This is a genomic window from Stenotrophomonas sp. 05N423 (assembly GCF_056397145.1).
This window is the reverse complement of the sequence record NZ_JBFTMV010000003.1, coordinates 12,554-39,197: the sequence shown is the minus strand read 5'-3', so window position 1 is coordinate 39,197 and position 26,644 is coordinate 12,554. Positions and strand designations below refer to the sequence as shown.

The 26,644-nt window shown below is 68.4% G+C and carries 28 protein-coding genes; 15 read left to right on the top strand and 13 right to left on the bottom strand.

Annotated elements, in window-relative coordinates; all coding sequences use genetic code 11:
- Positions 1-307: 307 nt before the first annotated feature.
- From dusB to AC1DGW_RS06530, 4 genes are all read right to left on the bottom strand, one after another.
- The gene (gene dusB / locus AC1DGW_RS06545; RefSeq protein ID WP_478020790.1) at positions 308-1,297 is read right to left on the bottom strand and encodes a tRNA dihydrouridine synthase DusB; all 990 of its coding nucleotides are present in this window, start codon (positions 1,295-1,297) and stop codon (positions 308-310) included.
- 75 nt (positions 1,298-1,372) lie between these two features.
- Entirely contained in the window at positions 1,373-1,708 is a 336-nt protein-coding gene (locus AC1DGW_RS06540) for a YegP family protein (RefSeq protein ID WP_478020788.1), read from the bottom strand.
- Between the two features lie 63 nt (positions 1,709-1,771).
- Positions 1,772-2,722 carry a ribokinase gene (locus AC1DGW_RS06535; RefSeq protein ID WP_478020786.1) on the bottom strand — a complete coding sequence of 317 codons (951 nt, stop codon included), beginning with the start codon at positions 2,720-2,722 and terminating at the stop codon, positions 1,772-1,774.
- Between the two features lie 59 nt (positions 2,723-2,781).
- Entirely contained in the window at positions 2,782-4,080 is a 1,299-nt protein-coding gene (locus tag AC1DGW_RS06530) for a NupC/NupG family nucleoside CNT transporter (protein WP_478020784.1), read from the bottom strand.
- Positions 4,081-4,213: 133 nt separating this feature from the next.
- On the opposite strand from AC1DGW_RS06530, the gene AC1DGW_RS06525 reads away from it, so the two are divergent.
- The 4 genes from AC1DGW_RS06525 (at position 4,214) to AC1DGW_RS06510 (ending at position 8,922) form a co-directional block, all read left to right on the top strand.
- Positions 4,214-5,254 carry a potassium channel beta subunit family protein gene (locus tag AC1DGW_RS06525; protein WP_478020782.1) on the top strand — a complete coding sequence of 347 codons (1,041 nt, stop codon included), beginning with the start codon at positions 4,214-4,216 and terminating at the stop codon, positions 5,252-5,254.
- 138 nt (positions 5,255-5,392) lie between these two features.
- Positions 5,393-5,590, top strand: coding sequence for a hemin uptake protein HemP (hemP, locus tag AC1DGW_RS06520; protein ID WP_478020780.1), 198 nt, complete (start codon positions 5,393-5,395; stop codon positions 5,588-5,590).
- Positions 5,591-5,733: 143 nt separating this feature from the next.
- Positions 5,734-7,917, top strand: coding sequence for a TonB-dependent hemoglobin/transferrin/lactoferrin family receptor (locus AC1DGW_RS06515; protein ID WP_478020778.1), 2,184 nt, complete (start codon positions 5,734-5,736; stop codon positions 7,915-7,917).
- 69 nt (positions 7,918-7,986) lie between these two features.
- Positions 7,987-8,922, top strand: coding sequence for a DUF6607 family protein (locus AC1DGW_RS06510; RefSeq protein ID WP_478020776.1), 936 nt, complete (start codon positions 7,987-7,989; stop codon positions 8,920-8,922).
- Positions 8,923-8,997: 75 nt separating this feature from the next.
- Here AC1DGW_RS06510 and AC1DGW_RS06505 read toward each other — a convergent pair whose 3' ends face one another.
- Positions 8,998-9,351 carry a DMT family protein gene (locus tag AC1DGW_RS06505; protein WP_478020774.1) on the bottom strand — a complete coding sequence of 118 codons (354 nt, stop codon included), beginning with the start codon at positions 9,349-9,351 and terminating at the stop codon, positions 8,998-9,000.
- Positions 9,352-9,490: 139 nt separating this feature from the next.
- On the opposite strand from AC1DGW_RS06505, the gene AC1DGW_RS06500 reads away from it, so the two are divergent.
- The 11 genes from AC1DGW_RS06500 to AC1DGW_RS06450 all read left to right on the top strand — a co-directional run bounded on the left by AC1DGW_RS06500 (position 9,491) and on the right by AC1DGW_RS06450 (position 17,890).
- Positions 9,491-10,204 (top strand): response regulator transcription factor, encoded by a 714-nt coding sequence (locus tag AC1DGW_RS06500; RefSeq protein ID WP_057505422.1) that lies wholly within the window; start codon positions 9,491-9,493, stop codon positions 10,202-10,204.
- Between the two features lie 101 nt (positions 10,205-10,305).
- The gene (locus AC1DGW_RS06495; RefSeq protein WP_478020772.1) at positions 10,306-11,607 is read left to right on the top strand and encodes a sensor histidine kinase; all 1,302 of its coding nucleotides are present in this window, start codon (positions 10,306-10,308) and stop codon (positions 11,605-11,607) included.
- Positions 11,608-11,905: 298 nt separating this feature from the next.
- Positions 11,906-12,286 carry a diacylglycerol kinase gene (locus AC1DGW_RS06490; protein WP_273080703.1) on the top strand — a complete coding sequence of 127 codons (381 nt, stop codon included), beginning with the start codon at positions 11,906-11,908 and terminating at the stop codon, positions 12,284-12,286.
- 51 nt (positions 12,287-12,337) lie between these two features.
- Positions 12,338-13,087: a TerC family protein gene (locus AC1DGW_RS06485; protein ID WP_478020770.1), complete on the top strand. Its 750-nt coding sequence runs from the start codon at positions 12,338-12,340 to the stop codon at positions 13,085-13,087.
- Between the two features lie 134 nt (positions 13,088-13,221).
- The gene (locus tag AC1DGW_RS06480; RefSeq protein ID WP_478020768.1) at positions 13,222-13,851 is read left to right on the top strand and encodes a LemA family protein; all 630 of its coding nucleotides are present in this window, start codon (positions 13,222-13,224) and stop codon (positions 13,849-13,851) included.
- A 7-nt stretch (positions 13,852-13,858) separates the two neighbouring features.
- Positions 13,859-14,728, top strand: coding sequence for a TPM domain-containing protein (locus AC1DGW_RS06475; protein WP_478020766.1), 870 nt, complete (start codon positions 13,859-13,861; stop codon positions 14,726-14,728).
- Positions 14,728-15,219, top strand: coding sequence for a TPM domain-containing protein (locus AC1DGW_RS06470; protein ID WP_478020764.1), 492 nt, complete (start codon positions 14,728-14,730; stop codon positions 15,217-15,219). Before AC1DGW_RS06475 ends, AC1DGW_RS06470 begins: the two co-directional genes overlap by 1 nt.
- Positions 15,220-15,270: 51 nt before the next feature.
- Positions 15,271-15,609, top strand: a complete 339-nt coding sequence (locus tag AC1DGW_RS06465; protein ID WP_478020762.1) for a VOC family protein — start codon at positions 15,271-15,273, stop codon at positions 15,607-15,609.
- Positions 15,610-15,667: 58 nt separating this feature from the next.
- Positions 15,668-16,573, top strand: a complete 906-nt coding sequence (gene lgt / locus AC1DGW_RS06460; RefSeq protein WP_478020760.1) for a prolipoprotein diacylglyceryl transferase — start codon at positions 15,668-15,670, stop codon at positions 16,571-16,573.
- 22 nt (positions 16,574-16,595) lie between these two features.
- A complete protein-coding gene (locus AC1DGW_RS06455) occupies positions 16,596-17,390 on the top strand; it encodes a thymidylate synthase (RefSeq protein ID WP_478020758.1) in 795 nt (264 codons plus the stop codon).
- Between the two features lie 8 nt (positions 17,391-17,398).
- Positions 17,399-17,890 (top strand): dihydrofolate reductase, encoded by a 492-nt coding sequence (locus AC1DGW_RS06450; protein ID WP_478020756.1) that lies wholly within the window; start codon positions 17,399-17,401, stop codon positions 17,888-17,890.
- Positions 17,891-17,941: 51 nt separating this feature from the next.
- On the opposite strand, the gene AC1DGW_RS06445 is transcribed toward AC1DGW_RS06450, so the two are convergent.
- The 8 genes from AC1DGW_RS06445 to AC1DGW_RS06410 all read right to left on the bottom strand — a co-directional run bounded on the left by AC1DGW_RS06445 (position 17,942) and on the right by AC1DGW_RS06410 (position 26,642).
- Positions 17,942-18,937 carry a symmetrical bis(5'-nucleosyl)-tetraphosphatase gene (locus AC1DGW_RS06445; protein ID WP_478020754.1) on the bottom strand — a complete coding sequence of 332 codons (996 nt, stop codon included), beginning with the start codon at positions 18,935-18,937 and terminating at the stop codon, positions 17,942-17,944.
- Positions 18,937-19,320 carry a Co2+/Mg2+ efflux protein ApaG gene (gene apaG, locus AC1DGW_RS06440; protein WP_478020752.1) on the bottom strand — a complete coding sequence of 128 codons (384 nt, stop codon included), beginning with the start codon at positions 19,318-19,320 and terminating at the stop codon, positions 18,937-18,939. The genes AC1DGW_RS06445 and apaG overlap by 1 nt, the downstream gene beginning before the upstream one ends.
- A gap of 36 nt (positions 19,321-19,356) precedes the next feature.
- Positions 19,357-20,169, bottom strand: a complete 813-nt coding sequence (rsmA, locus tag AC1DGW_RS06435) for a 16S rRNA (adenine(1518)-N(6)/adenine(1519)-N(6))-dimethyltransferase RsmA (protein WP_478020750.1) — start codon at positions 20,167-20,169, stop codon at positions 19,357-19,359.
- Complete coding sequence (gene pdxA, locus AC1DGW_RS06430; RefSeq protein WP_478020748.1) at positions 20,166-21,146, bottom strand: 4-hydroxythreonine-4-phosphate dehydrogenase PdxA; 981 nt, start codon at positions 21,144-21,146, stop codon at positions 20,166-20,168. Before pdxA ends, rsmA begins: the two co-directional genes overlap by 4 nt.
- A 4-nt stretch (positions 21,147-21,150) precedes the next feature.
- The gene (locus AC1DGW_RS06425; protein ID WP_478020745.1) at positions 21,151-22,509 is read right to left on the bottom strand and encodes a peptidylprolyl isomerase; all 1,359 of its coding nucleotides are present in this window, start codon (positions 22,507-22,509) and stop codon (positions 21,151-21,153) included.
- On the bottom strand, positions 22,506-24,941 hold the full coding sequence (gene lptD / locus AC1DGW_RS06420) for an LPS-assembly protein LptD (protein WP_478020742.1): 2,436 nt from the start codon (positions 24,939-24,941) through the stop codon (positions 22,506-22,508). The genes AC1DGW_RS06425 and lptD overlap by 4 nt, the downstream gene beginning before the upstream one ends.
- 99 nt (positions 24,942-25,040) lie before the next feature.
- Positions 25,041-25,958 carry a histone deacetylase family protein gene (locus tag AC1DGW_RS06415; RefSeq protein ID WP_478021472.1) on the bottom strand — a complete coding sequence of 306 codons (918 nt, stop codon included), beginning with the start codon at positions 25,956-25,958 and terminating at the stop codon, positions 25,041-25,043.
- A 129-nt stretch (positions 25,959-26,087) separates the two neighbouring features.
- Positions 26,088-26,642, bottom strand: coding sequence for a cob(I)yrinic acid a,c-diamide adenosyltransferase (locus AC1DGW_RS06410; protein ID WP_478020737.1), 555 nt, complete (start codon positions 26,640-26,642; stop codon positions 26,088-26,090).
- Positions 26,643-26,644 lie beyond the last annotated feature (2 nt).

Here is a 26,644-nt window from a genome sequence, read left to right as displayed (position 1 = left end):
GCACGTGTCTGAGCGAAGCGAGTTGTGCGCCGTCCCCTCGGCACGCGAGGAGCGCAGGGAACCGATGCGGCGCAGCCGCAGCGGATCGCGTCCGGCCCGTGCTTGACCAGCCATTCGGCTGTTGAAAAGCTCTTCTCTTGGTCACTTCTCTTTGCACGAGCAAAGAGAAGTGACTCGCGCCCCGAAGGGGAGCGAAAGCCTTTGATTCTGACTTTAGCTGTTGCTTGGGTTTCCAAAACCAAACGACAACAGCCAAAGCACAGAGCCGAAGCGGAAGCTTGAAAGCAAAAACTTCCGCCGTGATGCCTCAGGCCGCAGCCAGCGGCTGCCCGGCGATCAGGCTGTCGAAGTAATCGCGGGTCAGGCGCGACTGCGCATCGGCGCTCTCGGCGGCGTTGACCACGGCGCGGAAGGCCGCGTTCTCCGGCCGGTCCTTCGCGTACCAGCCCAGGTGCTTGCGGGCGATGCGCACGCCCTGGGGTTCGCCATAGAAGGCATGCAGGTCGGCGAGGTGGCCGAGCAGGATGTCGCGGATCTCTTCCAGCGATGGCGGCGGCAGTTCCTCGCCGGTGGCCAGGTAGTGGGCGATCTCGCGGAAGATCCACGGCCGGCCCTGCGCGGCGCGGCCGACCATCACCGCATCGCATCCGGTATGGGCCAGCACCTGCGCCGCCTTGCGCGGGGAGTCCACATCGCCGTTGGCCAGCACCGGGATGTCTAGCATCGCCTTGATCGCGGCGATGGTGTCGTACTCGGCGGTGCCGGTGTAGTGCTGGTCACGGGTTCGGCCGTGGATGGCGAGCGCGGCGATGCCGCTGTCCTGCGCGATGCGGGCGATGGCCGGCGCGTTGCGCACTTCCGCGCACCAGCCGGTGCGGATCTTCAGCGTGACCGGCACTTCCACAGCGCCCACCACCGCCTCCAGGATGCGCGCGACCAGCGCCTCGTCGCGCATCAGCGCCGAACCGGCCCAGGCATTGCATACCTTCTTGGCGGGGCAGCCCATGTTGATGTCGATGATCTGCGCGCCGTGGTCGACGTTGTAACGCGCCGCTTCGGCCAGCTGCTGCGGCTCGGTGCCGGCGATCTGCACGCTGATCGGCGCCGGTTCTCCGGCGTGATCCATGCGGTGGATGGATTTGCGCGTGTTCCAGAAGCGCGGGTCGGAGATGGTCATCTCCGAAGCGGCCAGGCCCGCGCCCAGCCGCTTGCACAGCTGCCGGAACGGCTTGTCGGTGACGCCGGCCATGGGCGCGAGCACCACGTTGGGCGCAATGGTGTAGGGGCCGATCTGCATGGCGGGCATTGTAATGATGAAGTCCCCTGGAGAACCGCAGAGCGCGGTGAGCCGCGCTCTGCGGGGGCTGCAACATCAGGCGGTTTCGTCCACCACGGTGGCGTCGGGGGCATTGGCCTTCACCGAGTCAATGCCGTTCTCGCGCGAAGCGGTGCTCTCATACATCTCGCTGCTGCCGATGACCTGCCCATTGCCGGCCAGCAGGTTGAAAAACGGCTTGTCGTTGCTGGAAGTCTTGCGCTCGTAACGGCCATCGTCCGGGCTGTTCTTCTTCACCGAGTCGATGCCGTTCCTGCAGCCCGCCTTGTCGGCATAGCCCTGGCTGGTCAGGATCACCTGCCCGTTGCCGGCCTTGAGGTTGAACTGGAAATCGCCATTGCTGCGCTTGCTGATGACGAACTTGCCTGCCATGGGATGCTCCGGTGTGCGGCGGGAATGCCGTAGCAGGCAATGTAGCCCAAGCGTGACGCCGGGTCAGGCGTCGGCCGGCGTCATCCGCGGCATCGCCACGGCGGCGCCTTCGTTCTCGGTTGAACGGGCCGCGTACTGGTTGGCGAAGCGCACGTGCTTGATGAAGGCCGCGTCCGGCGCCTGCGCCAGCGAGGCGACCAGCGCGCCGTTGAAGGCGTCGCCGGCACCGGTGGTGTCCACCGTCTGCACCGATTCGGCGGCCACGCGGTAGTAGGGCTGGCTGTCGCCGCGCAGGCGCTCCTCGTCGTGGGAGACGAACACGCCGACCGCGCCGAGGGTGACCACCACCGTGTTGCCCGACAGCTTGCGGCACAGCACGTGCAGGCTGGCGCCGTCGAGCGCCGCCACGTCGTCGGCTTCCACGCGCTCGCCGACATGGCGGCCGAGCAGGGCGGCGAACTCGGTTTCGTTCGGGGTCAGCACGTCGGCCAGCTTGAGCAGGCCGATGGTCGAGGGCGCGTTGGCCGGGGCGGCGTTGAGCACGGTCAGCACGCCGGCCTCGCGGGCGATGCCCAGCGCGGCTTCGATCGACTCCACCGGCGACTCCAGCTGCGCCAGCAGCACCTTGGCGCCGCCGATCAGCGCCGCCTTGGCGGCCATGAATTCCGTGCTCAGCGAAGCGTTGGCGCCGGGACCGATGACGATGGAGTTGCGGCCGCGGTTGTCGACGTAGATGCCGGCGGTGCCGGTGGGTTCGCTGCTGGCCTCGGCGGCCAGCACGATGCCGTCGGCGGCGGCCAGCTGGCGCGCCAGCGCGCCGCCGGCGTCATCGCCCAGCGCGCAGACGAAGGTGATGTCGGCGCCGGCGCGACGCGCGGCCACCGCCTGGTTGAAGCCCTTGCCGCCGGGACCGGTGCTGTAGCGCCCGGCAATGGTCGCCCCCGGCGCGGGCAGGGCATCGCAGCGCCAGACGTGGTCGACATTGAAGGAACCGGCAACGACAACAGACTTCATGGAATCTACTTCTCTACAGGTGGCCGTGGGGGAGCCGGAAGGGGGAGCGCGCCGGTGGCTCAGCCGAAGTGGCTGAGCACGCCGGCGATAGTCGCCGTCATCAGCGTGGCGATGGTGCCGCCGAGCACCGCGCGCAGGCCGAACTTGGCCAGGTCGTGGCGACGATCCGGGGCCAGGCCGCCGATGCCGCCGATCTGGATGGCGATCGAACTGAAGTTGGCGAAGCCGCATAGCGCGTAGGTGGCGATCAGGCGGCCTTCGTCGCTCAGCGCGACGCCGGCGACATTGCCCTTGATGATCTCCGACAGCTGCAGGTAGGCGACGAATTCGTTGATCACCACCTTCTGGCCGATCAGCGAACCCACCGTGGTGGCATCGCTCCATGGCGTGCCGATCACCCAGGCGATGGGCGCCAGCACGTAGCCGAAGATGGTGGCCAGGTTGGTCGGCTTGCCGATGGCCTGGGCCAGGCCGGTGACCTCGCCCAGCCAGGTCAACGGGGCGTTGAGCAGGGCGATCAGGGCGATGAAGGCCAGCAGCATCGCGCCGATGTTCAGCGCCAGCTTCAGGCCATCACCAGCGCCGGCAGCGGCCGCGTCGATGATGTTGGAGGAGGTCTTTTCCACCTCCATCTTCACCGTGCCGCGGGTCAGCGGGGTGCCGGTCTCGGGCACCAGCAGCTTGGAGATCACCAGCGTGGCCGGCGCGGCCATGATCGAGGCGGCCAGCAGGTGCTTGGCGTAGAACGCCTGCGCCACCGGGTCGCCGCCGCCGAGCATGCCGACGTAGGCCGCCAGCACGCCGCCGGCGATGTGCGCCATGCCGCCGATCATCATCGTGATCAGCTCGGACTGGGTCATCTTCGGGATGTACGGGCGCACGGTCAGCGGCGCCTCGGTCTGGCCGATGAAGACGCTGGCGCAGACGCTGGTGGTCTCCGCGCCGGACACGCGCATCACCTTGGTGATCGCCCAGGCCATGACCTTGACCACCGCCTGCATCACGCCCAGGTGGTAGAGCACGCCCATCAGCGCCGAGAAGAAGATGATGGTCGGCAGCACCTGGAAGGCGAAGATGAAGCCGTACTTGGGCACGTTCATCAGGTCGCCGAAGATGAAGCCGGAGCCTTCGTTGACGTAGCTCAGGATCTTGACGAAGCCCTGGCCCAGCCAGTCGAACACGTCGCGCCCGCCGGGCACCAGCAGCACCAGCGCGGCGAAGCCGATCTGCAGGGTGACGCCGGTGGCGACCAGCTTCCAGTCCACCGCCTTCTTGTTGTTGGAAAACAGCCAGGTGATGCCGATCAGCACCGCCAAGCCGAACAGGCCGAAGCCGATCCTGCCCAAACCTTCGACCATGAGTATTCCCCGGGCCAGCCCGCAAAAGCGGCAAGCCTAGTGCAGCGGCCAGTGCCGGGCAACAATCCCGATGCCGATCGGGGGCAACGGCGTCGATCAGGCCGTCATCGGCAAGGTCCCGGGCGCTATCGGTATGGTCGCGGCGGTTACACTGGCGACCCCGCCCGTGCCGCCCGCGCGGAGCGCGTTCCAGGAGCCTGCCATGCAATACCGCCGCCTCGGGTCGTCCGGCCTGCAGCTTTCCGCCCTGTCCTTCGGGGCCTGGGTCACCTTCGGCAGCCAGATCGCCCGTGGCGAGGCGCGCAACCTGATCGCCGCGGCCTGGGACAACGGGGTCAACTTCTTCGACAACGCCGAGGTCTACGCGCAGGGCCGCGCCGAACAGGTGATGGGCGACGTGATCGCCGACCTGCGCCTGCCGCGCGACGGCTACTGCGTGTCCAGCAAGGTGTTCTTCGGCGCGGTCGACGCGCCCAACCCGCTGCAGCGAGGGCTCTCGCGCAAGCACGTGCACGACGCCTGCCATGCCGCGCTCAAGCGCCTGCGGGTGGATTATCTGGATCTCTACTACTGCCATCGCCCGGACCCGGAGGCGCCGATCGCCGAAACCGTGCAGGCGATGGATGTGCTGATCCGCCAGGGCAAGGTGCTGTACTGGGGGACGTCGGAATGGTCCGGCGCGCAGATCGCCGAGGCGGTGGCGTTCGCCCGCGGCAACGGCCTGCATGCGCCGACCATGGAGCAGCCGCAGTACAACCTGCTGCACCGCGAGCGCGTGGAACAGGAATATGCGCCGCTGTACGCCGACGCCGGGCTGGGCACGACGATCTGGTCGCCGCTGGCCTCGGGCCTGCTGACCGGCAAGTACAACGACGGCATCGCCGCCGACAGCCGGTTGGCGCAGACCACGATGGACTGGCTGAAGGACGCGGTGCTGGGGTCGCCGGAACAGGATCGGCTGGGCAAGGTGCGGCGCTTCACCGCGCTGGCTACGGAACTGGACGAATCGCCCGCGCAGCTCGCCATTGCCTGGTGCCTGCGCAACCCGCACGTATCCAGCGTGATCCTCGGCGCCAGCCGGGTGTCGCAGCTGGAGGAGAACCTGCGCGCGCTGGACGTGCTGGCGCGCCACGGCGAGGACGTCTGGCGCAGGGTGGAAGCCACGTTCGCCTGATGCCTTCGATGGGTCGGGCGCGATTGCCCCGACCCGGACGGCGGCATGGATGGCTGGATGAAAAATTCCGCATACCCCTCTTGCGTCGCGGATGAGAATCATTATCATCAATTCCGTCCCCGCCACGGAATCGCCGCGATGTTCGCCCAACCCGTCCTGCTCCGCCCCCGCACGCTGCACCTGCCGCAACGTCCCGCCCCGCAGGCGGTGGCCGTCGATGACACCATCGACAGCGGCGCCCTGCTCAAGGGCCAGCGCGAAATCCTGATCCGCCATGGCGACCGCGTTTACCGCCTGCGCCACACCAGCAACGACAAGCTGATCCTCACCAAGTAACTCCCGGCCGCATTCGCCGCCAGCCGGCGCGCATCCGCGCGTCATGCCCGCCTGAATCGCAACTCTCTCCTCCTCGGCCGCGGCCGGGCCGCMGCTGCGGCCGGCCGCTCCGCCGGGGGTCAACCTTTCGATTCCAGGTACTCATGATCCGTCCTGCTGCCTTGAGTGTCGCCCTGTGGGCGGTGCTGTCCCCCGCCCGTGCCGAAACCGCGGCGCCGGCCGATGCCCACGAGTTCGACCGCGTCCAGGTCACCGCCACCCGCACCGGGCGCGCGGTCGGCGACGTCGCCGCCACGGTCGACGTGATCGACCGCGAGCAGCTCGACCGGCAGCTCGCCCACGACATCCGCGACCTGGTCCGCTACGAACCGGGCATCTCGGTGACCCGCAGCGTGGCGCGCTTCGGCCTCGGTGGTTTCCGCATCCGCGGCCTGGACGGCAATCGCGTGCTGATCCAGACCGACGGCATCGCCATGCCCAAGAGCTTCGACATCGGCAGCTTCGCCAGCGCCAACCGTAATTTCACCGATCTGGAGACGCTCAAGCGCGTGGAAATCGTGCGCGGCCCGACAAGCTCGCTGTACGGCTCCGATGCGCTGGGCGGTGTGGTCGCCTTTGTCACCAAGGACCCGGCCGACTACCTGGAGGACGGCAAGGACAGCCACGTCGGCCTGAAGTTCGGCTACGACGGTGACTGGCGGGGCCTGCTGGCCGGGGTGACCACCGCCTTCGGCGGCGAGCGCTGGAGCGGCACGGTCAACGTCAACCACCGCCAGGGCCAGGAAACCGGCAACAAGGGCGAAGAGCGCAGCCTCGACAACACCCGCACCGCCGCGAACCCGCAGGAACGCGACGGCCGCAGCGTGTTGTCCAAGCTGGTGTACGCGCCCGATGGCAGCCAGCGCTTCCGCCTGACCGTGGAAGGCAACGAGGACACCACCGATACCGACGTGTACTCGGCCATCGACCACACCACCACCACCGGCATGAAGGCGCACGACAGGCAGACCCGCGCCCGCCTGTCCTTCGCCCACGAAATGGATGCGCTCGAGGCGGCGTTCGCCGACAGCCTGCGCTGGCAGCTGTACCGGCAGGACAGCGAGACCACGCAGGTCACCGACGAGGCCCGCGCCAACCGCAGCCATCGCCATCGTGAGTTCAATTTCGACCAGCGCGTGTACGGCGCACAGGCGCAGTTCGACAAGGGCCTGACCAGCGGTGCGGTGGAGCATGCATTGACCTGGGGCTTGGACGGCGCGTGGACCGAGATCCGCCAGAAGCGCGACGGCTACCAGGTGCTGGCCAACGGCAGCACCAGCACCACGATCCTGCCCGATGCGTTCCCGGTGCGCGATTTTCCGATCAGCAGGACCACCGAGCTGGGCCTGTACGCACAGGATGAAATGCGCGTTGCGCAGGGCCGGTTGTCGTTGGTGCCGGGCGTGCGCGTGGACCACTACCGGCTCGACCCGCACGCGGATGCGATCTTCAGCGAGGACAACCCCGGCGTCGCGCTGGCGTCGCTGCGCAAGACCAGCGTGTCGCCGAAGCTGGGCATGGTGTGGCGTCTGGACGAACAGTGGTCGCTGTTCGCCGGCTATGCGCACGGCTTCCGCTCGCCGCCGTACAACGACGTCAACCTCGGCTTCACCAACGTGATGTTCGGCTATACCGCCATCCCCAACCCGGACCTCAAGCCGGAAACCAGCAATGGCCTGGAACTGGGCCTGCGTTACCTGTCGCCGGCGGTCTATGCCAGCCTGAGCGGTTACTGGAACGACTACCGCGACTTCATCGAATCGCAGCGCTATGTCGGCGTCAACGACCAGGGGCTGATGGTGTTCCAGTCGCAGAACATCGCCGACGCCCGCATCCATGGCGCCGAACTGAAGGCAGGCGTCGATTTCGGCGAACTGAACCCGGTGCTGGCCGGCTGGTCGCTGCGCGGCGCGGCGGCCTGGTCGTACGGCCAGAACCGCACCGAGAACCTGCCGCTGGATTCGGTGGATCCGCTGCGTGGCACGCTAGGGTTGATGTACGACCGCGATGACTGGGGCGTGGAGCTGGCCGGCACCTTCGCCCGCCGCAAGGACCGTGTCGCCAGCGCGGACGCGTTCCGTCCCGCCGGCTACGGCGTGCTCGACCTGATGGCGTACTGGCGGTTCGCGCCGGGCGCCACGGTCAACGTCGGCGTGTTCAACCTGGCCGACCGCAGGTACATCGATGCTTCGGCCCTGATTTCGACGCTGGCCGCCTCCAGCAGCGTGCTCGACCGCTACAGCAACCCCGGCCGCACGCTGTCGGCCAGCCTGTCGATGGACTGGTAAGCCCACGCTCTCTCTCCCCCGGAGTTCTACCGGCCAGGGACGGCCCTCTTCCGCACAAAGGAACCCACGATGAAACCGCATCACGCCAGCCTGCTGCTGTTGTGTGCCGCCACCGGCACCGCCAGCGCCGCGCCCGCCGACATCGCCCGCGACCACGACGCCATCCTGCGCATGCAGGGCGAGTACACCGTGGATTTCGCCTTCGACGAAACCGTGCTGCTGCAGCCCGGCTACGAGCGCGCCCCGGCGATGCGCAGCGGCGGCAACGAGTTGGTGGTGGTGGTCGAGGACACGCCGACCCGCGTCGTGCTGCAGCACCTGCTGGTGGACGCAAAGAGCGGCCACGTCACCAAACACTGGCGGCAGGACTGGACCTACGAAGCGCCGACCCGCTTCGAGTTCAGCGCCGACCAGACCTGGCGGGTGCGCGCCATTCCCGCCGCGATCAACCAGGGCGCGTGGACCCAATGCGTCCATGAGGTCAGCGACGCCCCGCGCTACTGCGGCACCGGCAGGTGGAGCTACGACAACGGCGTGCCAAGCTGGACCAGCGACCCGGGCTGGCGTCCGCTGCCGCGCCGCGAATACACCCGCCGCAGCGACTACAACGCGCTGGCGATGGTCAACCGCCACACGCTCACGCCCAACGGCTGGACCCACGAGCAGTTCAACACCAAGGTACAGCGCAGTGCAGACGGCACGCAGCAGGAAATCGCGCGCGAGTTCGGCTTCAACGATTACATCCGCACCACGGACGTGGACTTCACTCCGGCCCGCGACTACTGGAGCGCCACCGCCGGTTACTGGGCGAAGGTGCGCCGGCACTGGGACGGCTTCCTGGGCCAGGCCCCGGGTGCGCACCTGAAGACCAAAATCGACGGCATGGCGATGATCATCCCGTTGTTCACCCAGGCCGACGAGGTGCAGGCCGGTGGCAAGGTGGCCGATGCGCGGATCGACGCGGTGTTCGCTGAATTCGTCGAGAAGGCCCCGCGCGGCGACTGAGCGGCGGCGCGGAGGCGGCCCGTCCTGCGAACGCGATCCCGGGCAGGAAGCCGGGGTCGCGTTCGCGTCCGTGCCTCATTCCTTGAACATCAGCAGCGCGGCGACCACGATCAGGGCGAACGCCGCCCAATGGTTCCATTTCAACGGCTGGCCCAGGTAGACCGCCGAAAACCCGGCGAAGACCAGCAGGGTGATCACCTCCTGCATGCCCTTGAGCTGCGGCGCCGAGTAGACGGCCGCGCCCAGGCGGTTGCCCGGCACCTGCAGGCAGTACTCGAAGAAAGCGATGCCCCAGCTGACCAGGACCACCGCCAGCAATGGCGCCGAGCGGTACTTCAGGTGCCCGTACCAGGCGAAGGTCATGAAGACGTTGCTGGCGGCCAGCAGCAGTACCGGGTACAGGTAAGCGGTGAAGGGCGGGGCGGGCATGTCCGGGTCCGGGGCAGGGCGCACATAGCATAGGGGCAGCGCCGGCTGGCCGGACGGCCGGTGTCGTGACACGTTTTCTTCACATGGGATCCACCCCGGGTACGGCATCTTTCACAAAGCTGAAGAACGAGGAGGCTCCATGCGACAGACCAAGGAATCGTCCGGACTGGTGCTCGTCATCGAGGACAACCGCAACATCTCCGAGATGATCGGCGAGTACCTGGAAGGCAAGGGATTCGAGGTGGACTATGCCTGCGATGGCCTTGACGGCTATCGCCTGGCGGCGGAAAACAGCTACGACGTGGTGGTGCTGGACCTGATGCTGCCGCGCCTGGATGGCATCGAGGTGTGCCGCCGCCTGCGCAACGAGGCGCGCAAGTCCACGCCGGTGCTGATGCTGACCGCGCGCGACACGCTGGACGACAAGCTCACCGGGCTGGGCTTCGGCGCCGACGACTACCTGACCAAGCCGTTCGCCATCCAGGAGCTGGAGGCGCGCCTGCGTGCGCTGATCCGCCGCGAGCGCCGCCAGGTGGGCGCCGAGGTGCTGAAGGTCGCCGACCTGGTGCTGGACCCGGTCAGCATGCGCGCCACCCGTGCCGGCACCGAATTGCAGCTCTCGCCCATTGGCCTGCGCCTGCTGACCATCCTGATGCGCGAATCGCCGCGCGTGGTGACCCGGCAGGAGATCGAGCGAGAGATCTGGGGCAATGGCCTGCCCGACTCGGATACCCTGCGCAGCCACCTGTACAACCTGCGCAAGATCATCGACAAGCCGTTCGACCGACCGCTGCTGCATACCGTACAGAGCGCGGGCTACCGCATCGCCGACATCGCCCAGCCGATGGGCTGAGCATGCCGGCGAACGCTCTCCGTCGCGAAGGGAAGGGCCGTGCCGCGGCCCGGTCCCGGGTGCGCTTCCCTTAACCGCACAGGATCACCGACGGGGCTGCAATGCTGCACGGGTTGCCGCGCAAGATCAGGACCGCTTTCATGCTGCAGGCGCTGCTGGCCGGCCTTGCAGTGCTGCTGGGCGGCTACCTGGTGCTGCTGGTCGTCAAGTTCGGGCTGGTCAATGCGCTGCTCAAGGAAGAGGCCGCGCATTTCTGGGAGCTGCATGCGGCCTCGCCGGTGCAGCCTCCCCCCAATACCAGCAACATCCGCGGCTACCTGCTGGAGACCGGGCAGTCGCCGCTGAGCCTGCCCGCCGATCTGCGCGCGCTGCCGCCGGGTTTCCACGAGATCGGCGACGCCGACCAGCTGGTGCTGGTGGACGAGAAGCCCGGCGGCCGGCTCTACCTGGTGTTCCTGCGTTCGCAGGCCCAGCACCTGGCCTTCTGGTTCGGGGTGGTGCCGGTGCTGCTGATCCTGCTCGCGGTCTACGGCGCCTCGTGGCTGACCTACCACGTCTCGCACCGCGTCGTGTCGCCGGTGACGTGGCTGGCGCGACGCGTATCGCAGTGGGACCCGCTGTACCCGGACGCCAGCGAGCTGGCGCCGGAGCGGCTGCCGCCCGACGTGCAGGGCGAGGTGCGGCAACTGGCCGGCGCCCTGCACACGATGGCCGGGCGCATCGGCGACCATGTCGCGCGCGAGCGCAATTTCACCCGCGACGCCAGCCACGAGCTACGCACGCCCCTGACCGTGATCCGCATGGCCAGCGACATGGCGCTGGGTTCGCAGGAGTTGAGCCCGGGGCTGCAGCGCAGCCTGCAGCGCATCCAGCGCGCCGGCCGCGACATGGAGGCGCTGATCGACGCGCTGCTGATCCTCGCGCGCGAGGCCAACATCGAGCCGCAGGCCGAATGGGTCGAGGTGGCCGATGTGGTCCGTTACGAGGCGGCCAACGCCCGCGGCAGCCTGGCCGGGCGGCCGGTCGAACTGGAAGTCCACGTGCTAGCGGCGTGCCCCTTGCGGGTGCCGCCGCAGGTGCTGCACGTGGTGATCGGCAACCTGCTGCGCAATGCCTGCAACTACACCGACGCCGGCCGCGTCGACGCCTACGTGGAGGCCGACCGGGTGGTGGTGCGCGATACCGGCATCGGCATGTCGCAGGAGGCGCTGGCGCGGATCTTCGAGCCGTTCTTCCGCGTCGAGCCGGAGCGGCGCCAGGGCCATGGCCTGGGCATGCCCATCGTGCATCGCCTGTGCGAGCGGTTCGGCTGGCGCATCGAGCTGGACAGCGCGCCGGGGCAGGGCACGACGGTCACGGTGCGTTTCTCCCGCCAATCCCCGGGGGAAAGCCTCGGCGGGTAGCTGGCGGCATGGCGAACCGGTGGAAGGCCAGGGCACGGATGTCCTGCGCAGACGCGCAGAACAGGGCAGGAGCGGCCTGGAGACCGGGTATCGGCATTTTCATCCAGCATCCGCTGGCAGCGCACCGCCCCTGTCTTCCCGCCCGGAAGATGGAAGGGCTTGAGACGTGACGACAGGGCGCCGACAGGGCGCCTGTGGCAGAATCCCGCGCTGTTCATCGCCACGGCCGCCTGCATGGATATTTCCTGTTTCCGCCCTGTTCCGGCCGCCTGCGCCGGCTCGACCGAGGGCCGCGCCCATGGCTGACGAGATCGGCAACCTGCCGCGCGGCCCGGCGCGCGTGCTCAAGGCGGCGGTCTGGTCCTGGCAGGGGCTGACCGCGGCGTGGAAGCACGAATCCTCGTTCCGGCTGGAGGTTTACCTGTTCGTGGTGCTGGCCCCGCTGGCGCTGTGGCTGGGGCAGACCCCGGTGGAACGCGTGCTGCTGGTCGGCTCGATGCTGCTGGTGATCGCCATGGAGCTGGCCAATTCGGCCATCGAGGCGGTGATCGAGCGCTATGGCCCCGAGTTCCACGTGCTGGCCGGTCGCGCCAAGGACATGGGCTCGGCGGCGGTGTTCGTGCTGATGATGAACGTGCTGCTGTGCTGGGGGCTGATCCTGGCGCCCCGGATTCTCTGAACCACCTGCCGCGCGGTGGTGGCTTACGGTCTTTGTTGAAGGATTGCCTGCATGTCTTTTGAGTTCCTTGCCGACCCGAACGTATGGGTCACCCTGTTCATGCTCAGCGCGCTGGAAATCGTGCTCGGCATCGACAACCTGGTGTTCATCTCCATCGCCGTCGGCCGCCTGCCCGAGCACCGGCGGCCGCTGGCGCGCCGCGTCGGCATCGCCGTGGCCTGCATCACCCGCATCATGCTGCTGGTCTCGCTGGCCTACCTGGCGCACATGGAGAGCAATCTGTTCACCATCGCCGGCATGGGCATCTCGATCCGCGACCTGGTACTGATCGTCGGCGGCCTGTTCCTGCTCTACAAAGGCGTCAAGGAAATCCGCGAGCTGGTCAGCGGCGGCGAGGACCAGGACCCGACCACCACCCGGGCCTCGGCCACGTTCGGCATGGTGATCGCGCAGATCGCCGTCATCGACATCGTGTTCTCGCTGGACTCGGTGATCACCGCCGTCGGCATCGCCGACCACATCCCGGTGATGGTCTGCGCGGTGCTGCTGTCGGTGGCGGTGATGCTGCTGGCGGCCAACCCGCTGGGCCGTTTCATCGACGCCAACCCCACCGTGAAGCTGCTGGCGCTGGCCTTCATCCTGCTGGTCGGCGCGGTGCTGGTGCTAGACGGCCTGGACCTGCACGTTCCCAAGCCCTACATCTACGCCGCGATGGGCTTCTCGGTGCTGGTGGAGTGGTTGAACCTGCTGATGCGCCGCAATGCCAGGGAGCACCACGTCCCGGGCGCGGACAACTGGTAAGCCGTGGCCTGCCGCCGGCGCCATGCCGGCGGCGGCGACCTGACGGGGGCCGGCCGATGCCGGCCCTTGTCGTATGCACACGTTGAACACCGGTGGTGGCATGCTGCGGGCTCCAGCCGCCCAAGGACCCGCCCATGCGCCAGTTCCTCCGTCTGATGCTGCTCGCCATCGTGGCGGGTTCGATTTCCGGCTGTGGCTACAACGCCATCCAGCAGAAGGACGAGGCGGTCAAGGCCGGCTGGTCCGAGGTGGTCAACCAGTACAAGCGCCGCGCCGACCTGATCCCCAACCTGGTCAACACCGTGCAGGGGTACGCCCAGCAGGAGCGGCAGGTGCTGACCGAGGTGACCAACGCGCGCTCGCGGGTCGGGCAGATCAACGTCAATGCCGACGACGAGGCCTCGCTGAAGCAGTTCCAGCAGGCACAGGGCGAACTGGGCAGCGCGCTGTCGCGGCTGCTGGTGGTCAGCGAGAACTACCCGACGCTCAAGTCCGATCAGAATTTCCGTGACCTGCAGGCGCAGTTGGAAGGCACCGAGAACCGCATCACCGTCGCGCGCGGTCGTTACATCCAGCTGGTGCAGGACTACAACACCTACATCCGCTCGTTCCCGCAGGTCATCACCGCCAAGCTGTTCGGCTACCAGGCCAAGCCGAATTTCACCGTCGACAACGAGGCACAGATCGCGCAGCCGCCGGCGGTGGATTTCGGCACCCGGCCGGCGCCGCAGCCGCAGAACCCGCCGCCGGCACCGGCGCAGTGAGCCGGCGATGACGCGCCTGCTGCGCCCGTTGCTGCTGGTCCTGCTGCTCGGCCTCGGCGGGGCGGGAGCGGCCGTGGCGCAGCAGCTGGCGCCGATTCCGCCGCTGGACTCGCCGGTGGTGGACACCACCGGCACCCTGGATGCGGCGCAGCGGCAGGCGCTGGTGCAGCAGGCATTGGCCCTGCAGCAGCGCAAGGGCAGCCAGCTGCAGATATTGATCGTGCCCAGCACACGGCCCGAAGACATCGCCCAGTACACCACCCGCGTGTTCGAGCAGTGGGGTATCGGCCGCAAGGGCGTGGACGACGGCGTGCTGCTGGTGGTGGCGAAGAACGACCGCCGCGTGCGCATCGAGCCGGGCTATGGCCTGGAAGGCGCGATTCCCGACGCCATCGCCAACCGGGTGATCCAGGAATACCTGGTGCCGCGTTTCCGCGACGACGACTATGCCGGCGGCATCGCCGAGGCGACGGCGGCGCTGGTCAGGCTGGTCGATGGCGAGGAACTGCCGGCGCCGCTGGCCAGCAACCGCGATCCGGGCGACGGCGACGCCACTTTCTTCGTCGCGCTGTTCATCGGCGGCGTCGCCTCGATGCTGGCGCGGTTGCTGTTCGCACGCCGCTCGCGTCCATTGAAGGGCGTGCTGGCCGCGCTGCTCGGCGGCGGCGCGGGCTGGCTGCTGCTGTCGCTGGCCGGCGGCGGCATCGCCGCGGCGGTGGCCTTTTTCCTGTCGCTGGGCGGGCTGTCGCCCGGCGGTTTCGCCCGTGGGGGCGGTTTCGGCAGCGGCGGCTTCGGTGGTGGAGGATTTGGCGGAGGCGGCGGCTGGTCCGGCGGCGGTGGGCGTTCGGGAGGCGGCGGCGCCTCGGGGAGCTGGTGATGCGCTGGTTGCGCCATCTTTTTTCGCCTTCCGCCCATGCGCGGTTTCCCGCCGCGAGCCTGGGTCGTATCGCCCGCGCCATCGCCGACGGCGAGCGCCGGCATGCCGGGCAGGTCATGTTCGCGGTCGAATCCGACCTGCCGCTGACGGCGCTGTGGCGCGGCGTGTCGCCGCGCGAGCGCGCCGAACACGCCTTCGCCATGCTGCGCACCTGGGACACGCAGGCCAACAACGGCGTGCTGGTCTATCTGCTGCTGGCCGACCACGCCATCGAGATCGTCGCCGACCGCGGCCTGCATGGACGCGTCGAGGCGGTGCAGTGGCGGCAGGTCTGCGAGGACTTCGGCCGACACCAGCGCGATGGCGACCTGGAGGCGGCGGTACTGGCCAGCGTGGACGAAGTCTCGCGGCTGCTCGCGGTGCATTTCCCGGCCGACCCACGGCAACCCCGGGACAATGAATTGCCCGACCAGCCCCACATTCTGGGCTGAACCAGCGAGAATGGCGTCCTCCCGTCACATGGATCCGGCCGCGAGCGGCACATGGCGCTGAGTCTTCTCCTGCGTTGCAACAGTCTCCCGGAGACGGGTGCGTTCTACGCCTCGCTGCCGGGCTTTTCGGTGTCGCCGACGGACCGGGACCCGCTGGTGGTCGAGGGCCACGGCTGCGCCCTGCTCTTCACCGGGACGGACCTGTGGAGAATGCCGCCGGCCTTTTCCGGCACGCTCTACATCGCGGTCGCCGATGTGGACGCGCTATGGGAACAGGTGAAGGACCGGGCGATGGTCGCGTGGCCGCTGCAGGACATGCCGTACGGCACGCGCGAGTTCGCCATCAACGATTGCAACGGCTATTACGTGGCGTTCCAGCAGCAGGACTGACAATCCATCCACCGGCGCCTTCTTCGGCACCCCTCAATCCAGGCCAATCCGCACACGCATGATCTACCTCCACGACATAGACCCGATCGCCTTTTCCCTCGGGCCGATCAAGGTGCACTGGTACGGCATCATGTACCTGCTAGGTTTCGCCGCGGCATGGTGGCTGGGGCGCGGGCGCATCCGCGCCGTGCGCCTGCCGGGCGTGGACATGAACGGTTTTTCCGACCTGCTGTTCTACGCCATGCTCGGCGTGGTGCTGGGCGGGCGCATCGGCTACATGCTGTTCTACGCGACCGCCGATTTCCTGCACAACCCGCTGATCCTGCTGCGCGTATGGGAAGGCGGGATGAGTTTCCACGGCGGCCTGCTCGGCGTCATGGCCGCCGGCTGGTGGTGGACCCGCAAGCATGCGTTGCACTACTTCGACACCATTGACTTCGTCGCGCCGCTGGTACCGCTGGGGCTGGGCTTCGGCCGGCTCGGCAATTTCGTCGGCGGCGAGTTGTGGGGCAGGTTCACCCACGCCGGCTGGGGCGTGGTGTTCCCGCACGCGCCGCTCAAGGACGTGCCGGCCGGCCTGCCGACCATGGAGCAGCTGATGTCGGCCGTGCAGATCAGGCAGGACTTCGCCGCCGGCCTGCTCACCCAGTACGCACGCCATCCCTCGCAGCTGTATGAAGCCGTGCTGGAAGGGCTGGTGATGTTCGCCGTGCTGTGGGTCTATTCGATGAAGCCGCGCCCGCGTTATGCCGTGTCCGGCCTGTTCGCGCTGATGTACGGCTGCTTCCGGTTCCTGGTGGAGTTCGTGCGCATGCCCGACAACGGCGTCTACCTGGCCTTCGGCTGGTTCACCCGCGGCCAGCTGCTGAGCCTGCCGCTGATCGCGCTGGGGCTGGTGCTGCTGGCGATGTCGCGGCGCGCGCCGACGCTGCAGCCGGCGCTGCCTGCGGGAGGCAAGGCGTGAGGCCCGTTGCCGGAGGCAAGAAATGAGACAGTACCTGGACCTGCTGCGGCATGTGCTTGAACACGGGAGTGAGAAGTCCGACCGTACCGGCACCGGTACGCGCAGCGTGTTCGGCTGGCAGATGCGCTTCGACCTCAACGAAGGCTTCCCGCTGGTCACCACCAAGAAGCTGCACCTGCGCTCGATCATCCACGAGCTGCTGTGGTTCCTGAAGGGCGACACCAACATCGGCTACCTGAAGGACAACCAGGTACGGATCTGGGATGAGTGGGCCGACGCCAACGGCGACCTCGGCCCGGTATACGGCAAACAGTGGCGCAGCTGGGCCGCTTCCGACGGGCGGCAGATCGACCAGATGCAGTGGCTGGTGGACGAGATCAGGCGCAACCCGGATTCGCGACGGCTGGTGGTCAGCGCCTGGAACGTGGGCGAGCTGTCGCAGATGGCGTTGATGCCCTGCCACAACCTGTTCCAGTTCTATGTGGCCGACGGCAAGCTCAGCTGCCAGCTGTACCAGCGCAGTGGCGACATCTTCCTCGGCGTGCCGTTCAACATCGCCAGCTACGCGCTGCTGACCCACATGGTGGCGCAGGCCACCGGCCTGGGCGTCGGCGATTTCGTTCATACGCTGGGCGACGCGCACCTGTACTCCAACCACTTCGAGCAGGCCCGCGAACAGCTGTCGCGCCAGTCGCGCGCGCTGCCGAAGCTGTGGTTGAACCCGGAAGTCACCGACCTGTTCGGTTTCACCTTCGACGATATCCGCATCGACGGCTACGACCCGCTGCCTGCGATCAAGGCGCCGGTGGCGGTGTGAGCGGCGCGATGAAGCTCTCGCTCATCGCCGCGCTGGACCGCAACCATGGCATCGGCCATGGCAACGCGATGCCATGGCACCTGCCGGACGACTTCAGGCACTTCAAGGCGCTTACCCTCGGCAGGCCGATCCTGATGGGGCGCAAGACGGCTGAATCCCTCGGCCGCGCGCTGCCGGGGCGGACCAATCTGGTGCTGACCCGCGGCGGCCAAGTGCCGTTCGACGGCATGCAGGCGGTGGCATCGCTGGAGGAAGCCAAGGCCATTGCCGAGGCCGAAGGCGCCGACGAGTTGTGCGTGATCGGCGGCGGCGAGATCTACCGGCTGCTGATCGACCAGGCCACCGACCTGCACCTGACCTGGGTGGATGCCGAGGTCACGGCCGACACGCATTTTCCCAAAGTCGATCCCGCGCTATGGCAGGAAGTGGACAGCCAGCCGCATCCGGCCGACGAGCGGCATGCCTTCGCGTTTCGCTTCGCCCATTACGCGCGTCGGTAGACGCGCGAACGGAGTTTGCTGACAAGGCCCATTGCGCACCGCGGTGCGCTGCTACGGTTTGGGTGGGTCCTGCCGGGGCGTCCCGCCGCCATTCCCGCCGTTGTGCGGGCGATGCCGGCGCGGCCGGCGCCGCGGTTCGCGGCGTTCGCCCTGCGCTTCGTTGCGTGCTTCCGGGCGGCGTTCGGCCGGCGGCCTGCGCGGCGGGTGGGCGCCGGGCACCGGAGCCGGCACGTCGCGGCCGGGCACCTGCACCACGCGCAGTTCTTCGCTGTCCAGCTGCAGCGCGGTGAGCTTGCCGCCCCAGACCGCGCCGGTGTCGATGGCGTGCACGCCCTGGGTGATGGTCAGGCCCAGCGCCGACCAGTGGCCACAGACCATCTTCAGTTCGCGCTCGACCCGGCCCGGTACTTCGAACCATGGGTACATGCCCTGCTGCTGGGTACCGGGCGTGCCCTTGTCTTCCATGCCGATGCGCGCGCGCGGCGTGCAGTAGCGCATGCGGGTGAAGAAATTGATGATCGCGCGCGCGCGGTCGTAGCCGGCCAGGTTCGGCGCCCAGTTGGGGCCGTCGCCATACATGTTGCGCAGCAGTTTGCGGTAGCCGTTGCCGTGCAGCTGCTGCTCGACTTCGCGCGCATGCTTTTCGGCCATCGCCACGGTCCACTTCGGCGCGAGGCCGGCATGGAACATCATCCAGCCCAGCTCGCGGTCCACGTGCACGAGTTTCTGCAGGCGCAGCCAGTCCAGCAGCACGTCGCGGTCCTCGGCGAGCACGACGCGCTGCAGGTCCGGGTTGACCTTGCGCTGTTCCTCCGCGCTGCGCGCGCCGACGGCCAGCAGCGAGAGGTCGTGGTTGCCCAGCACCACCACGCAGTGCTCGCGCAGCGAATGCACCAGGCGCAGGGTTTCCAGCGACTGTCCGCCGCGGTTGACCAGATCGCCGCAGAACCACAGCCGGTCGACGGCCGGGTCGAAGTTGATCTTCTCCAGCAGCCGCTGGGTCACGTCGTAGCAGCCCTGCAGGTCGCCGATCGCCCAGGTCGCCATCAGTGCAGGGTCCTGGGAATGGAAAGCACGAACGGCGCGACCGGCGCGGCGAACTCGGTGCCGTCGTCGGCAAGCATGTCGTAATGGCCCTGCATGGTGCCGCGCTCGGTGCCGAGCATGACCCCTGAGGTGTAGCGGAATTCCTCGCCCGGGCGCAGCCGCGGCTGTTCGCCGACCACGCCGTCGCCATCCACGCGTTCGATGCGGCCGTTGCCGTCGGTGATGCGCCAGTGGCGGCTGATCAGGCGCGCCGGCACGTTGCCGCGGTTGTGGATGCGGATCGTATAGGCGAACGCGTAGCGCCCGTCTTCGGGGGCCGACTGTTCGTCGACGAATCGAGGCGATACCTCGATCTCGATCGCGTAGTGGCGGGAATCGTCCATGCGGGCAAGTGTAAGCAAAAGCGGGTGGAGCGGACGTCAGGCGACGGTGGCGTTGGCCAGGGCGATGAAATCGGCCACGTCCAATTGTTCGGCGCGCGCATCGCTGCGCACGCCAGTGGCGGCGAAGCCGGCTTCGTCGACGATGCCGTTCAAGGCATTGCGCAGGGTCTTGCGGCGCTGGCCGAAGGCGGCCTTGACCAGGTTGGCGAAGTGCCTGGGATCAACGATGCCGACCGTGGCCGGATCGCGCGGCACCAGCCGCACCACCGCCGAGTCCACCTTCGGCGGCGGCCGGAACGCGCCCGGCGGCACCACGAACAGCGAGGTCACCTGGCACCACGCCTGCAGCATCACGCTCAGGCGGCCGTAGACCTTGCTGCCGGGCGCGGCGGCCATGCGGTCCACTACTTCCTTCTGCAACATGAAAGTCATGTCCGAGATCGCCGCGGCATGCTCCAGCGCGTGGAACAGGATCGGCGAGGAGATGTTGTAGGGCAGGTTGCCGACCAGCCGGATCGGCGAACCGCCGGCCAGTTCGGTGAAATCGACCTGCAGCACGTCTCGGTGGACGATGGTCAGCTCGCCCAGCGGCGCGGCCGCGGCGGTGAGCGGCGCGATCAGGTCGCGGTCGAACTCGATCACCGTCAGCTGCGGATGGCGGCGCAGCAGCGGGAAGGTGATCGCGCCCTGGCCGGGGCCGATTTCGACCAGCCGGTCGCCGGGCTTCGGGTTGACCGCCATCACGATCTTTTCGACGTAATGCGTGTCGGCCAGGAAGTGCTGGCCCAGCTGCTTCTTCGCCGGCGCGGTGAAACCGGCGCCGGCGCGCGGGGAGTGGGAGGAATTCATCGGGCGATTTTACGTTGTGCGGCCAGCCGCGCGCATAGGCTCGTGGCAGCGATCAGGCTGGACGGGTCGGCCGTGCCCGTGCCGGCCAGGTCCAGCGCGGTGCCATGGTCGACCGCCACGCGTGGATATGGCAGGCCCAAGGTGATGTTCACCGCCTGCTCGAAGCCGCTGTACTTGAGCACCGGCAGCCCCTGGTCGTGGTACATCGCCAGCACCGCGTCGAAGCCGCGCAGCCTGGTCGGCAGGAACGCGGTGTCGGCGGGCAGCGGGCCGACGAGGTCCAGGCCTTCGCCGCGCAGCCGTTCCAGCAGCGGGATGACCACGTCCAGTTCCTCGCGGCCAAGGTGGCCATCCTCGCCGGCATGCGGGTTCAGGCCGAGCACGGCGATGCGCGGCCGGGCCAGGCCGAAGTCGCGGCGCAGCGCGGCGTGGGTGGTGGCGAGAACCGTGCGCAGACCGTCGGCCGTGATGGCATCGGCGACCTCGCGCAGCGGCAGGTGGGTGGTGGCCAGGGCCACGCGCATGTGCTCGTTGGCCAGCATCATCACCACCTCGACGCCAGCCTGCCGGGCCAGCAGTTCGGTGGTGCCGCTGTAGGCGATGCCGCCTTCGTTGATGATCGCCTTGTGCACCGGGCCGGTGACCACGCCGTCGAGTTCGCCGTCCAGACAGGCATGGCCCGCGCCGAGCAGGGCGTCGATCACCGCGCGTGCGTTGGCGGCATCGGGCTGGCCGAAGCGGGACGGGGCGGCGTTGTGGATGGCGCGCAGGCGCAGGTCGCCCGGTGCGGATGCCTGGGCGTTCTCGGGCAGCAGATTCAGGGGCAGATCGAGCGCGGCCGCGGCGGCGTGCAGGACGTCCGGGTCGGCGAATGCCAACAGCCGGCAATCGTTGCGCGGCTGTTGGACGAGACGGATGCAGAGTTCCGGGCCAACCCCGGAAGGCTCGCCCGGGACCAGAGCGAGCTGGGGAACCATGGGATCAGGGCTTGGCGGGTTCGGCCGCGCCGGAGGCCGGGTCGGCGGTGCCCTCGGCGCGGTCGCCGATGCGGAAGCTGACGTAGGCGTCGCCGCGCAGTTCCTGCAGGAAGCGGTTGTATTCGTCGTCCAGCTTGCGGCGGCCGATCTGGTCGCGGATCTGCGCGCGCTTGTTGTCGTCGGTCACGTCGGTCTGGCGGGTGGCCACGCGCTGCACGATGTGCCAGCCGGCATCGGTGCGGAACGGCGCGGTGACGCCGCCGTCCTGGACGCCCTCGATCTGCTTGCCGAAGTCCGGGCCGAAGGCATCGGCCGGGAACCAGCCGAGGTCGCCGCCCTGGCCGCGGCTGTTGGCGTCGTCGGACGATTCCTTTGCCGTGGCCTGGAAATCGGCGCCGCCGGTGATGCGCGCGCGCAGGGTCTCGGCCTTGGCCTTGGCCGCCGTATCGTCCACCTGGTCGGTCACGCGCACCAGGATGTGGCGGGCGTGGTACTCGGTGACGGTATGGGTGCCGGCGGCATTGTCGCTGTCGCGTACTTCCACCAGCTTCAGCAGCTGGAAGCCGCTCGGGCCGCGGATCGGGCCGATCACGTCGCCGGCCTTCATCGTCTTGATCTGCACGGAGAACGCGTTGGGGATCTCGTCCAGGCTACGCCAGCCCAGGTCGCCGCCTTCCAGCGCGTTGGGGCTGTCGGAATAGCGCACCGCGGCGGCGGAGAAGTCCAGCTCACCCTTGCCGATCAGGTTCTTGATGCCGTCGACCTTGCTCTGGCCGGTGGCGATCTGCTCGGCGCTGGCGCCGTCGGGCAAGGCCACCAGGATGTGCGCCAGGTGGTACTGCATGCCGCCGGCGCTCTGCTGGGCCAACGCGGCGTCGACCTCGCCTTCGCTGACGCTGATGCGGCTCTGCGCGAAGCTCTGGCGCAGGCGCTGGGTGACGATCTCCTCGCGCACCGAGTGGCGGAAATCCTCGAAGCCGATGCCGTCCTGGGCCAGGCGCTGGCGCAGGCCGTCCACGTCGGTGCCGTTCTGCTGGGCGATGCTGGCCACGGCGTGGTTCAGCTCCTCGCCACTGACGCGGATGCCGCTGCCTTCGGCGCGGGCCACCTGCAGCTTGACCAGCACCAGGCGCTCCAGCACCTGGCGTTCGAGCACGCCCTGCGGCGGCAACTGGTGCTCGCGGCCGGCGTACTGCGACTTGATGTTGTTGACCGCGCGCTGCAGTTCGCTCTGCAGGATCACGTCCTCGTCGACGACGGCGGCGATGCGGTCCAGCGGCTGCGTCTGCTGCGCGGCGACCGGTGCGGACACGCCGGCAAGCGCCAGCAGGGTGGCGAGGACTGCAGGTAGGGTCTTGGTCATGGAATCAGGTTCGGATCGTAGTCGTCGTCGTTCGCCTCGATGTTGCTGGGCGGAACGAGGTACAGGTCGTCTCGGTTGTAGCCGAGAATAGCACGGCGCAAGGTGCGGTCCGTGTCCTGCCCGACCGAGCTCAGGCCCTTGAGCACGAACTCGATCTGGAAGGAATTGTTCATCTCGCCCTCGCGGTTGCGCACGTAGCGGCGGGCCAGGGCGCGCACGGCCAGGCAGCAGCTGTCCCACTGCACGCCGCCGATGATCTCCAGCGGCTTGTGGTCGAGCATCGAGTAGTAATAGCGGCCGACGATGCTCCAGCGCGGGTTGACCGGGTACAGGAAGGACAGGTCGGCCTGCTTGAGCTGGTCGGTATTGTTGCTGGGATTGCGCCGGTAGCGGTAGGTCAGGTTGACCACGCCGTCCTCGGGCAGCAGGTAGCGGGCGCGGACGCTGGCCAGGTCTTCCTTGCGGTACTTCGGGTTCCACTGGTAGGTGCTGCCCAGGGTCCAGCGGTCGTTGATCGCCCAGTTCACGTCCGCCACCCACGCCGATTTGCCCTGCTGGACGATGGCGTCGCCGCTGCCGAGGGTGACTTTCGAATCCTCGAAGTAGGTGATCTGGCCGATGCTGGCCGACAGCTTTTCGCGGCCGTCGGCCTGGCGGATCAGGCGCGTGGTCAGCGCGGTGGTCAGCTGGTTGGCATCGTTCTGGCGGTCGGCGCCGGTGAAGCGCGAATCGCGGAACAACTGGCCCCAGCTGAAGGTGAAGGCGCGGGTATCGAACAGCGGCAGGTCGCTCTGGTCGCGGTATGGCGTGTTCAGGTAGAACAGGCGCGGTTCGAGGGTGTGCAGGTAGGACTGGCCGCCGATGTCGGTTTCGCGGTCGAAGAACAGGCCCATGTCCAGGCTGGCGATGGGCAGGCTGCGGTGCGGCGCGGTATTGCCGCGCAGCTGCTCCGGGGTGGCGGTCGCCGGGTCGATGCCCGCGGCAATCAGCTGGTTGCGGCGGATGCCGTCGGCCAGGCCGCGTTCCAGCTCATAGGCGGTATAGCGCCAGGCCAGGGTCGGAGTGATGTACCAGGCGGCGCCGGCCAGCGGCATCGACACGTAGGGCCTGATGTCCAGGCGCGAGCCGCCGTCGACCCGGGTCAGGCTGCCATCGCGCACATACTCGCCATCGGCATCGATGGTCTTGCCGTGGATGTCGTCGTGGGTGAAGCGTACGGCCTCGGCATACACGCCGGCCTCGAACCAGCGGCCGAAACTGTCGTCCCAGGTGCCGAACAGGCGCGGCTGGCGGCTGTAGGGCAGGGCGGCTTCGGTCAGGGTGTAGTCGGTCAGCTGCCAGTGGTCGGCCATCAGGCCGGCGGTCCAGGTGCGGCCGGTGCCGTACAGGCCGGCGGTGCTCTGCAGGTTGGAGGCGGTCACCCCGAGCAGGCGGTTGGCGAAATCCTCCATGTAGCGCTCGTCGCTGACCCAGGCCAGGCTGGCGCGCGCCTGCCAGTGGCTGTCGATGTTGTGGTAACCGCTGAAGACGATCTTGCCGCGCTCCTTGTCGCGCAGCGAGTCGTTCGGCATCCACTCGGTTTCCAGCTGGCCGCGGCCACCGCCGTACAGATAGCGGAACTCGTTGTCGAGCATCAGCCCGCGCCGGCTCATCCAGCGCGGCGTCAGCGTGTCGTCGTAGTTCGGCGCCAGGTTGAAATAGATCGGCTGCGCGTAGTCGAAGCCGTTGCGCCCGGACATGCTCAGCTTGGGATAGAGCAGGCCGGTCATGCGCCGGTCGTCGATCGGGAACTTGAACCAGGGCATGTACATCACCGGCACCTTGCCGACGCGCAGCACCGCGTTGCGGGCGGTGCCGAAGCCCTCTTCGTTGTCGACCTCGATCTGCGGCGCGGCCAGCTTCCACACCGGCTGCGACGGATCGCAGGTGGTGTAGGTGGAGCGGTGCATCTGCCCGACCGAGCCCTGCAGGTCGATGGAGTCGGCGCTGCCGTTGCCGCGGCGCGAGACCAGCTGGTAGTTGATGTCGCTGATCTTGTGGCTGTCCGTTTCCTGGTTGCCCTCGGCGCGCTTGGCGGTCAGGCGGATCGTCGAGTCGGAATAGCGCACGTTGCCGTCGGCGATGTAGTTGCCGGTTTCCGTATCGAAGCGCAGGTTGTCGGTGCCCATGAACTGGTCGCCGCGCTTGAGCGCCACGTTGCCCTCGTACTGCGGGACCGTGCTGGTGCCGGAGAGCTGGTCGCCCTCGATGTCGGTCGGCAGCTGGTCGCGGGTGGCGGCCGCGGCCGGGTCGGCCTTGGGCGCCTCGTCGAAGGCCGGCAGCACGTCGGTGGCCGGGCACAGGTTCCAGTTCACCGGCTTCTCGCTGGCCATCGCCGACAGGCCGAAGGCGACGCTCAGGGGCAGGGGAAGCAGGCGAAGGGCTCGGCGCACGCGGATCGGATTCAGGGAAAACGGCCGCTAGCTTGCCGCATCGACTGCATGGGGGCAATGAAGGGCTTCCGCGGACGGGGGGCGGGGTTCATGCGCCCGTCACCGGGCGAGCAGGGCGTGCACATGGGCCACACTGCATTCGGCCAGGGCCTGCAGGTCGTAGCCGCCCTCCAGCAGGGACACCAGCCGGCCGTCGGCGTGGCGGTCGGCCAGCGCCGCCAGTTCGGCGGTCAGCCAGCCGAAGTCCTCGGTCTCGACCATCAGGTCGGCCTGCGGGTCGCGCATGTGCGCGTCGAAGCCGGCCGAGACGAGGAGCAGCTGCGGACGGAAGGCGTCGACCTGCGGCAACAGGTCGTCGGCCCAGGTGTTGCGGAAGCGGAAGCCGCCGCTGCCCGGCGGCAGCAGGATGTTGCAGACATTGCCCACGCCGCGCTCGCGCATGCTGCCCGAGTAGGGGAACAGCCCGGATTCGTGGCTGCTGTAGTAGGCCACGCGCGGTTCGGTCTCGAAGATCGCCTGGGTGCCGTTGCCGTGGTGGACGTCGAAATCGACGATGGCGATCCGCTCCAGCCCATGCACGTCGCGGGCGTAGGCGGCGGCCACGGCGATGTTGTTGAACAGGCAGAAGCCCATCGCGGTATCGGCGGTGGCGTGGTGGCCGGGCGGCCGCACGGCGCAGAACGCGCGCCGGTCGGGGCCGCGCATCACCGCGTCGACCGCGGCCACGCCGGCGCCGGCGGCATGCAGGGCGGCGCTGGCCGAGCCGGGCGAGGCGAAGGTGTCCAGGTCGATCCGCCGCAGCGGTGCGGTCTGCGCCTGCAGCACGTTGTCGATCAGCTCGCGTTCGTGCACCCGCGCCAGTTCGCCGAGCTTGGCCGGCGGTGCTTCGCGCCAGTCCAACTGCTCCGGGAACGCCCCATGCAGTGCGTCCAGCACCGCGCGCAGCCGTTCGGGCGATTCGGGATGGTCGGGACCGGGGTCATGGCCCAGGCAGGCCGGGTGGGTGAATACGAGCATGCCGGCAATGTAACCGACCGCCATGCCTCGTAGCTGCCGGCTTTGGCCGGCAGGGACGCTCAGGAACGAGTGAAGAGGAACGAGGAACGAGTAAAAGCAGGAGCGCGGCTCTCACTCGTTCCTGAATGATCAGCCGTGCCGGCGCTGGTGGTTCCAGGTCACTTCGCCGTGACCATCGGCGCGGGCCAGCACCCGCGCCAGCACGAACAGCAGGTCGGACAAGCGGTTCAGATAGCGTATCGCCTCGCCACGCACGTCCTCGACCCGGGCCAGCGCGACGGTCTCGCGCTCGGCGCGGCGCACGATGGTGCGGGCCAGGTGGCAGCGCGCCGCGCCTTCGCCGCCGGCCGGCAGGATGAATTCCTTCAGCGGCGGCAGGTCGTCGTTGTAGCGGTCCAGATGCTGTTCCAGCGCGTCGATGTCGGCCGCATGGATGGCGGCGTGGCCGGGGATGCACAGCTCGCCGCCAAGGTCGAACAGCTGGTGCTGGATCGTGGTCAGCAGCGTACGCACGTCCTCGGGCAGGGCCACGGCCAGCAGCACGCCGATGGCCGAGTTGGCTTCGTCGACGGTGCCATAAGCGTTGACCCGCAGCGAGTCCTTGCCGGTGCGGCTGCCGTCGCCCAGGCCGGTGCTGCCGTCGTCGCCGGTGCGGGTGTAGATCTTCGAGAGGCGGTTGCCCATCG

Excerpts from the sequence above, each read along its gene's own strand:
- AC1DGW_RS06525 (WP_478020782.1), top strand. The coding sequence starts at position 4,214 with ATGGTCGCGGCGGTTACACTGGCGACCCCGCCCGTGCCGCCCGCGCGG.
- AC1DGW_RS06475 (WP_478020766.1), top strand. The coding sequence starts at position 13,859 with ATGACGCGCCTGCTGCGCCCGTTGCTGCTGGTCCTGCTGCTCGGCCTC.
- lgt (WP_478020760.1), top strand. The coding sequence starts at position 15,668 with ATGATCTACCTCCACGACATAGACCCGATCGCCTTTTCCCTCGGGCCG.
- AC1DGW_RS06500 (WP_057505422.1), top strand. The coding sequence starts at position 9,491 with ATGCGACAGACCAAGGAATCGTCCGGACTGGTGCTCGTCATCGAGGAC.
- AC1DGW_RS06510 (WP_478020776.1), top strand. The coding sequence starts at position 7,987 with ATGAAACCGCATCACGCCAGCCTGCTGCTGTTGTGTGCCGCCACCGGC.
- AC1DGW_RS06530 (WP_478020784.1), bottom strand. The coding sequence starts at position 4,080 with ATGGTCGAAGGTTTGGGCAGGATCGGCTTCGGCCTGTTCGGCTTGGCG.
- AC1DGW_RS06465 (WP_478020762.1), top strand. The coding sequence starts at position 15,271 with ATGGCGCTGAGTCTTCTCCTGCGTTGCAACAGTCTCCCGGAGACGGGT.
- AC1DGW_RS06495 (WP_478020772.1), top strand. The coding sequence starts at position 10,306 with ATGCTGCACGGGTTGCCGCGCAAGATCAGGACCGCTTTCATGCTGCAG.
- hemP (WP_478020780.1), top strand. The coding sequence starts at position 5,393 with ATGTTCGCCCAACCCGTCCTGCTCCGCCCCCGCACGCTGCACCTGCCG.
- AC1DGW_RS06410 (WP_478020737.1), bottom strand. The coding sequence starts at position 26,642 with ATGGGCAACCGCCTCTCGAAGATCTACACCCGCACCGGCGACGACGGC.
- AC1DGW_RS06470 (WP_478020764.1), top strand. The coding sequence starts at position 14,728 with ATGCGCTGGTTGCGCCATCTTTTTTCGCCTTCCGCCCATGCGCGGTTT.
- AC1DGW_RS06415 (WP_478021472.1), bottom strand. The coding sequence starts at position 25,958 with ATGCTCGTATTCACCCACCCGGCCTGCCTGGGCCATGACCCCGGTCCC.
- AC1DGW_RS06515 (WP_478020778.1), top strand. The coding sequence starts at position 5,734 with ATGATCCGTCCTGCTGCCTTGAGTGTCGCCCTGTGGGCGGTGCTGTCC.
- pdxA (WP_478020748.1), bottom strand. The coding sequence starts at position 21,146 with ATGGTTCCCCAGCTCGCTCTGGTCCCGGGCGAGCCTTCCGGGGTTGGC.
- AC1DGW_RS06535 (WP_478020786.1), bottom strand. The coding sequence starts at position 2,722 with ATGAAGTCTGTTGTCGTTGCCGGTTCCTTCAATGTCGACCACGTCTGG.
- AC1DGW_RS06480 (WP_478020768.1), top strand. The coding sequence starts at position 13,222 with ATGCGCCAGTTCCTCCGTCTGATGCTGCTCGCCATCGTGGCGGGTTCG.
- apaG (WP_478020752.1), bottom strand. The coding sequence starts at position 19,320 with ATGGACGATTCCCGCCACTACGCGATCGAGATCGAGGTATCGCCTCGA.
- AC1DGW_RS06425 (WP_478020745.1), bottom strand. The coding sequence starts at position 22,509 with ATGACCAAGACCCTACCTGCAGTCCTCGCCACCCTGCTGGCGCTTGCC.
- AC1DGW_RS06490 (WP_273080703.1), top strand. The coding sequence starts at position 11,906 with ATGGCTGACGAGATCGGCAACCTGCCGCGCGGCCCGGCGCGCGTGCTC.
- AC1DGW_RS06445 (WP_478020754.1), bottom strand. The coding sequence starts at position 18,937 with ATGGCGACCTGGGCGATCGGCGACCTGCAGGGCTGCTACGACGTGACC.
- rsmA (WP_478020750.1), bottom strand. The coding sequence starts at position 20,169 with ATGAATTCCTCCCACTCCCCGCGCGCCGGCGCCGGTTTCACCGCGCCG.
- dusB (WP_478020790.1), bottom strand. The coding sequence starts at position 1,297 with ATGCAGATCGGCCCCTACACCATTGCGCCCAACGTGGTGCTCGCGCCC.
- AC1DGW_RS06485 (WP_478020770.1), top strand. The coding sequence starts at position 12,338 with ATGTCTTTTGAGTTCCTTGCCGACCCGAACGTATGGGTCACCCTGTTC.
- AC1DGW_RS06540 (WP_478020788.1), bottom strand. The coding sequence starts at position 1,708 with ATGGCAGGCAAGTTCGTCATCAGCAAGCGCAGCAATGGCGATTTCCAG.
- AC1DGW_RS06455 (WP_478020758.1), top strand. The coding sequence starts at position 16,596 with ATGAGACAGTACCTGGACCTGCTGCGGCATGTGCTTGAACACGGGAGT.
- AC1DGW_RS06505 (WP_478020774.1), bottom strand. The coding sequence starts at position 9,351 with ATGCCCGCCCCGCCCTTCACCGCTTACCTGTACCCGGTACTGCTGCTG.
- AC1DGW_RS06450 (WP_478020756.1), top strand. The coding sequence starts at position 17,399 with ATGAAGCTCTCGCTCATCGCCGCGCTGGACCGCAACCATGGCATCGGC.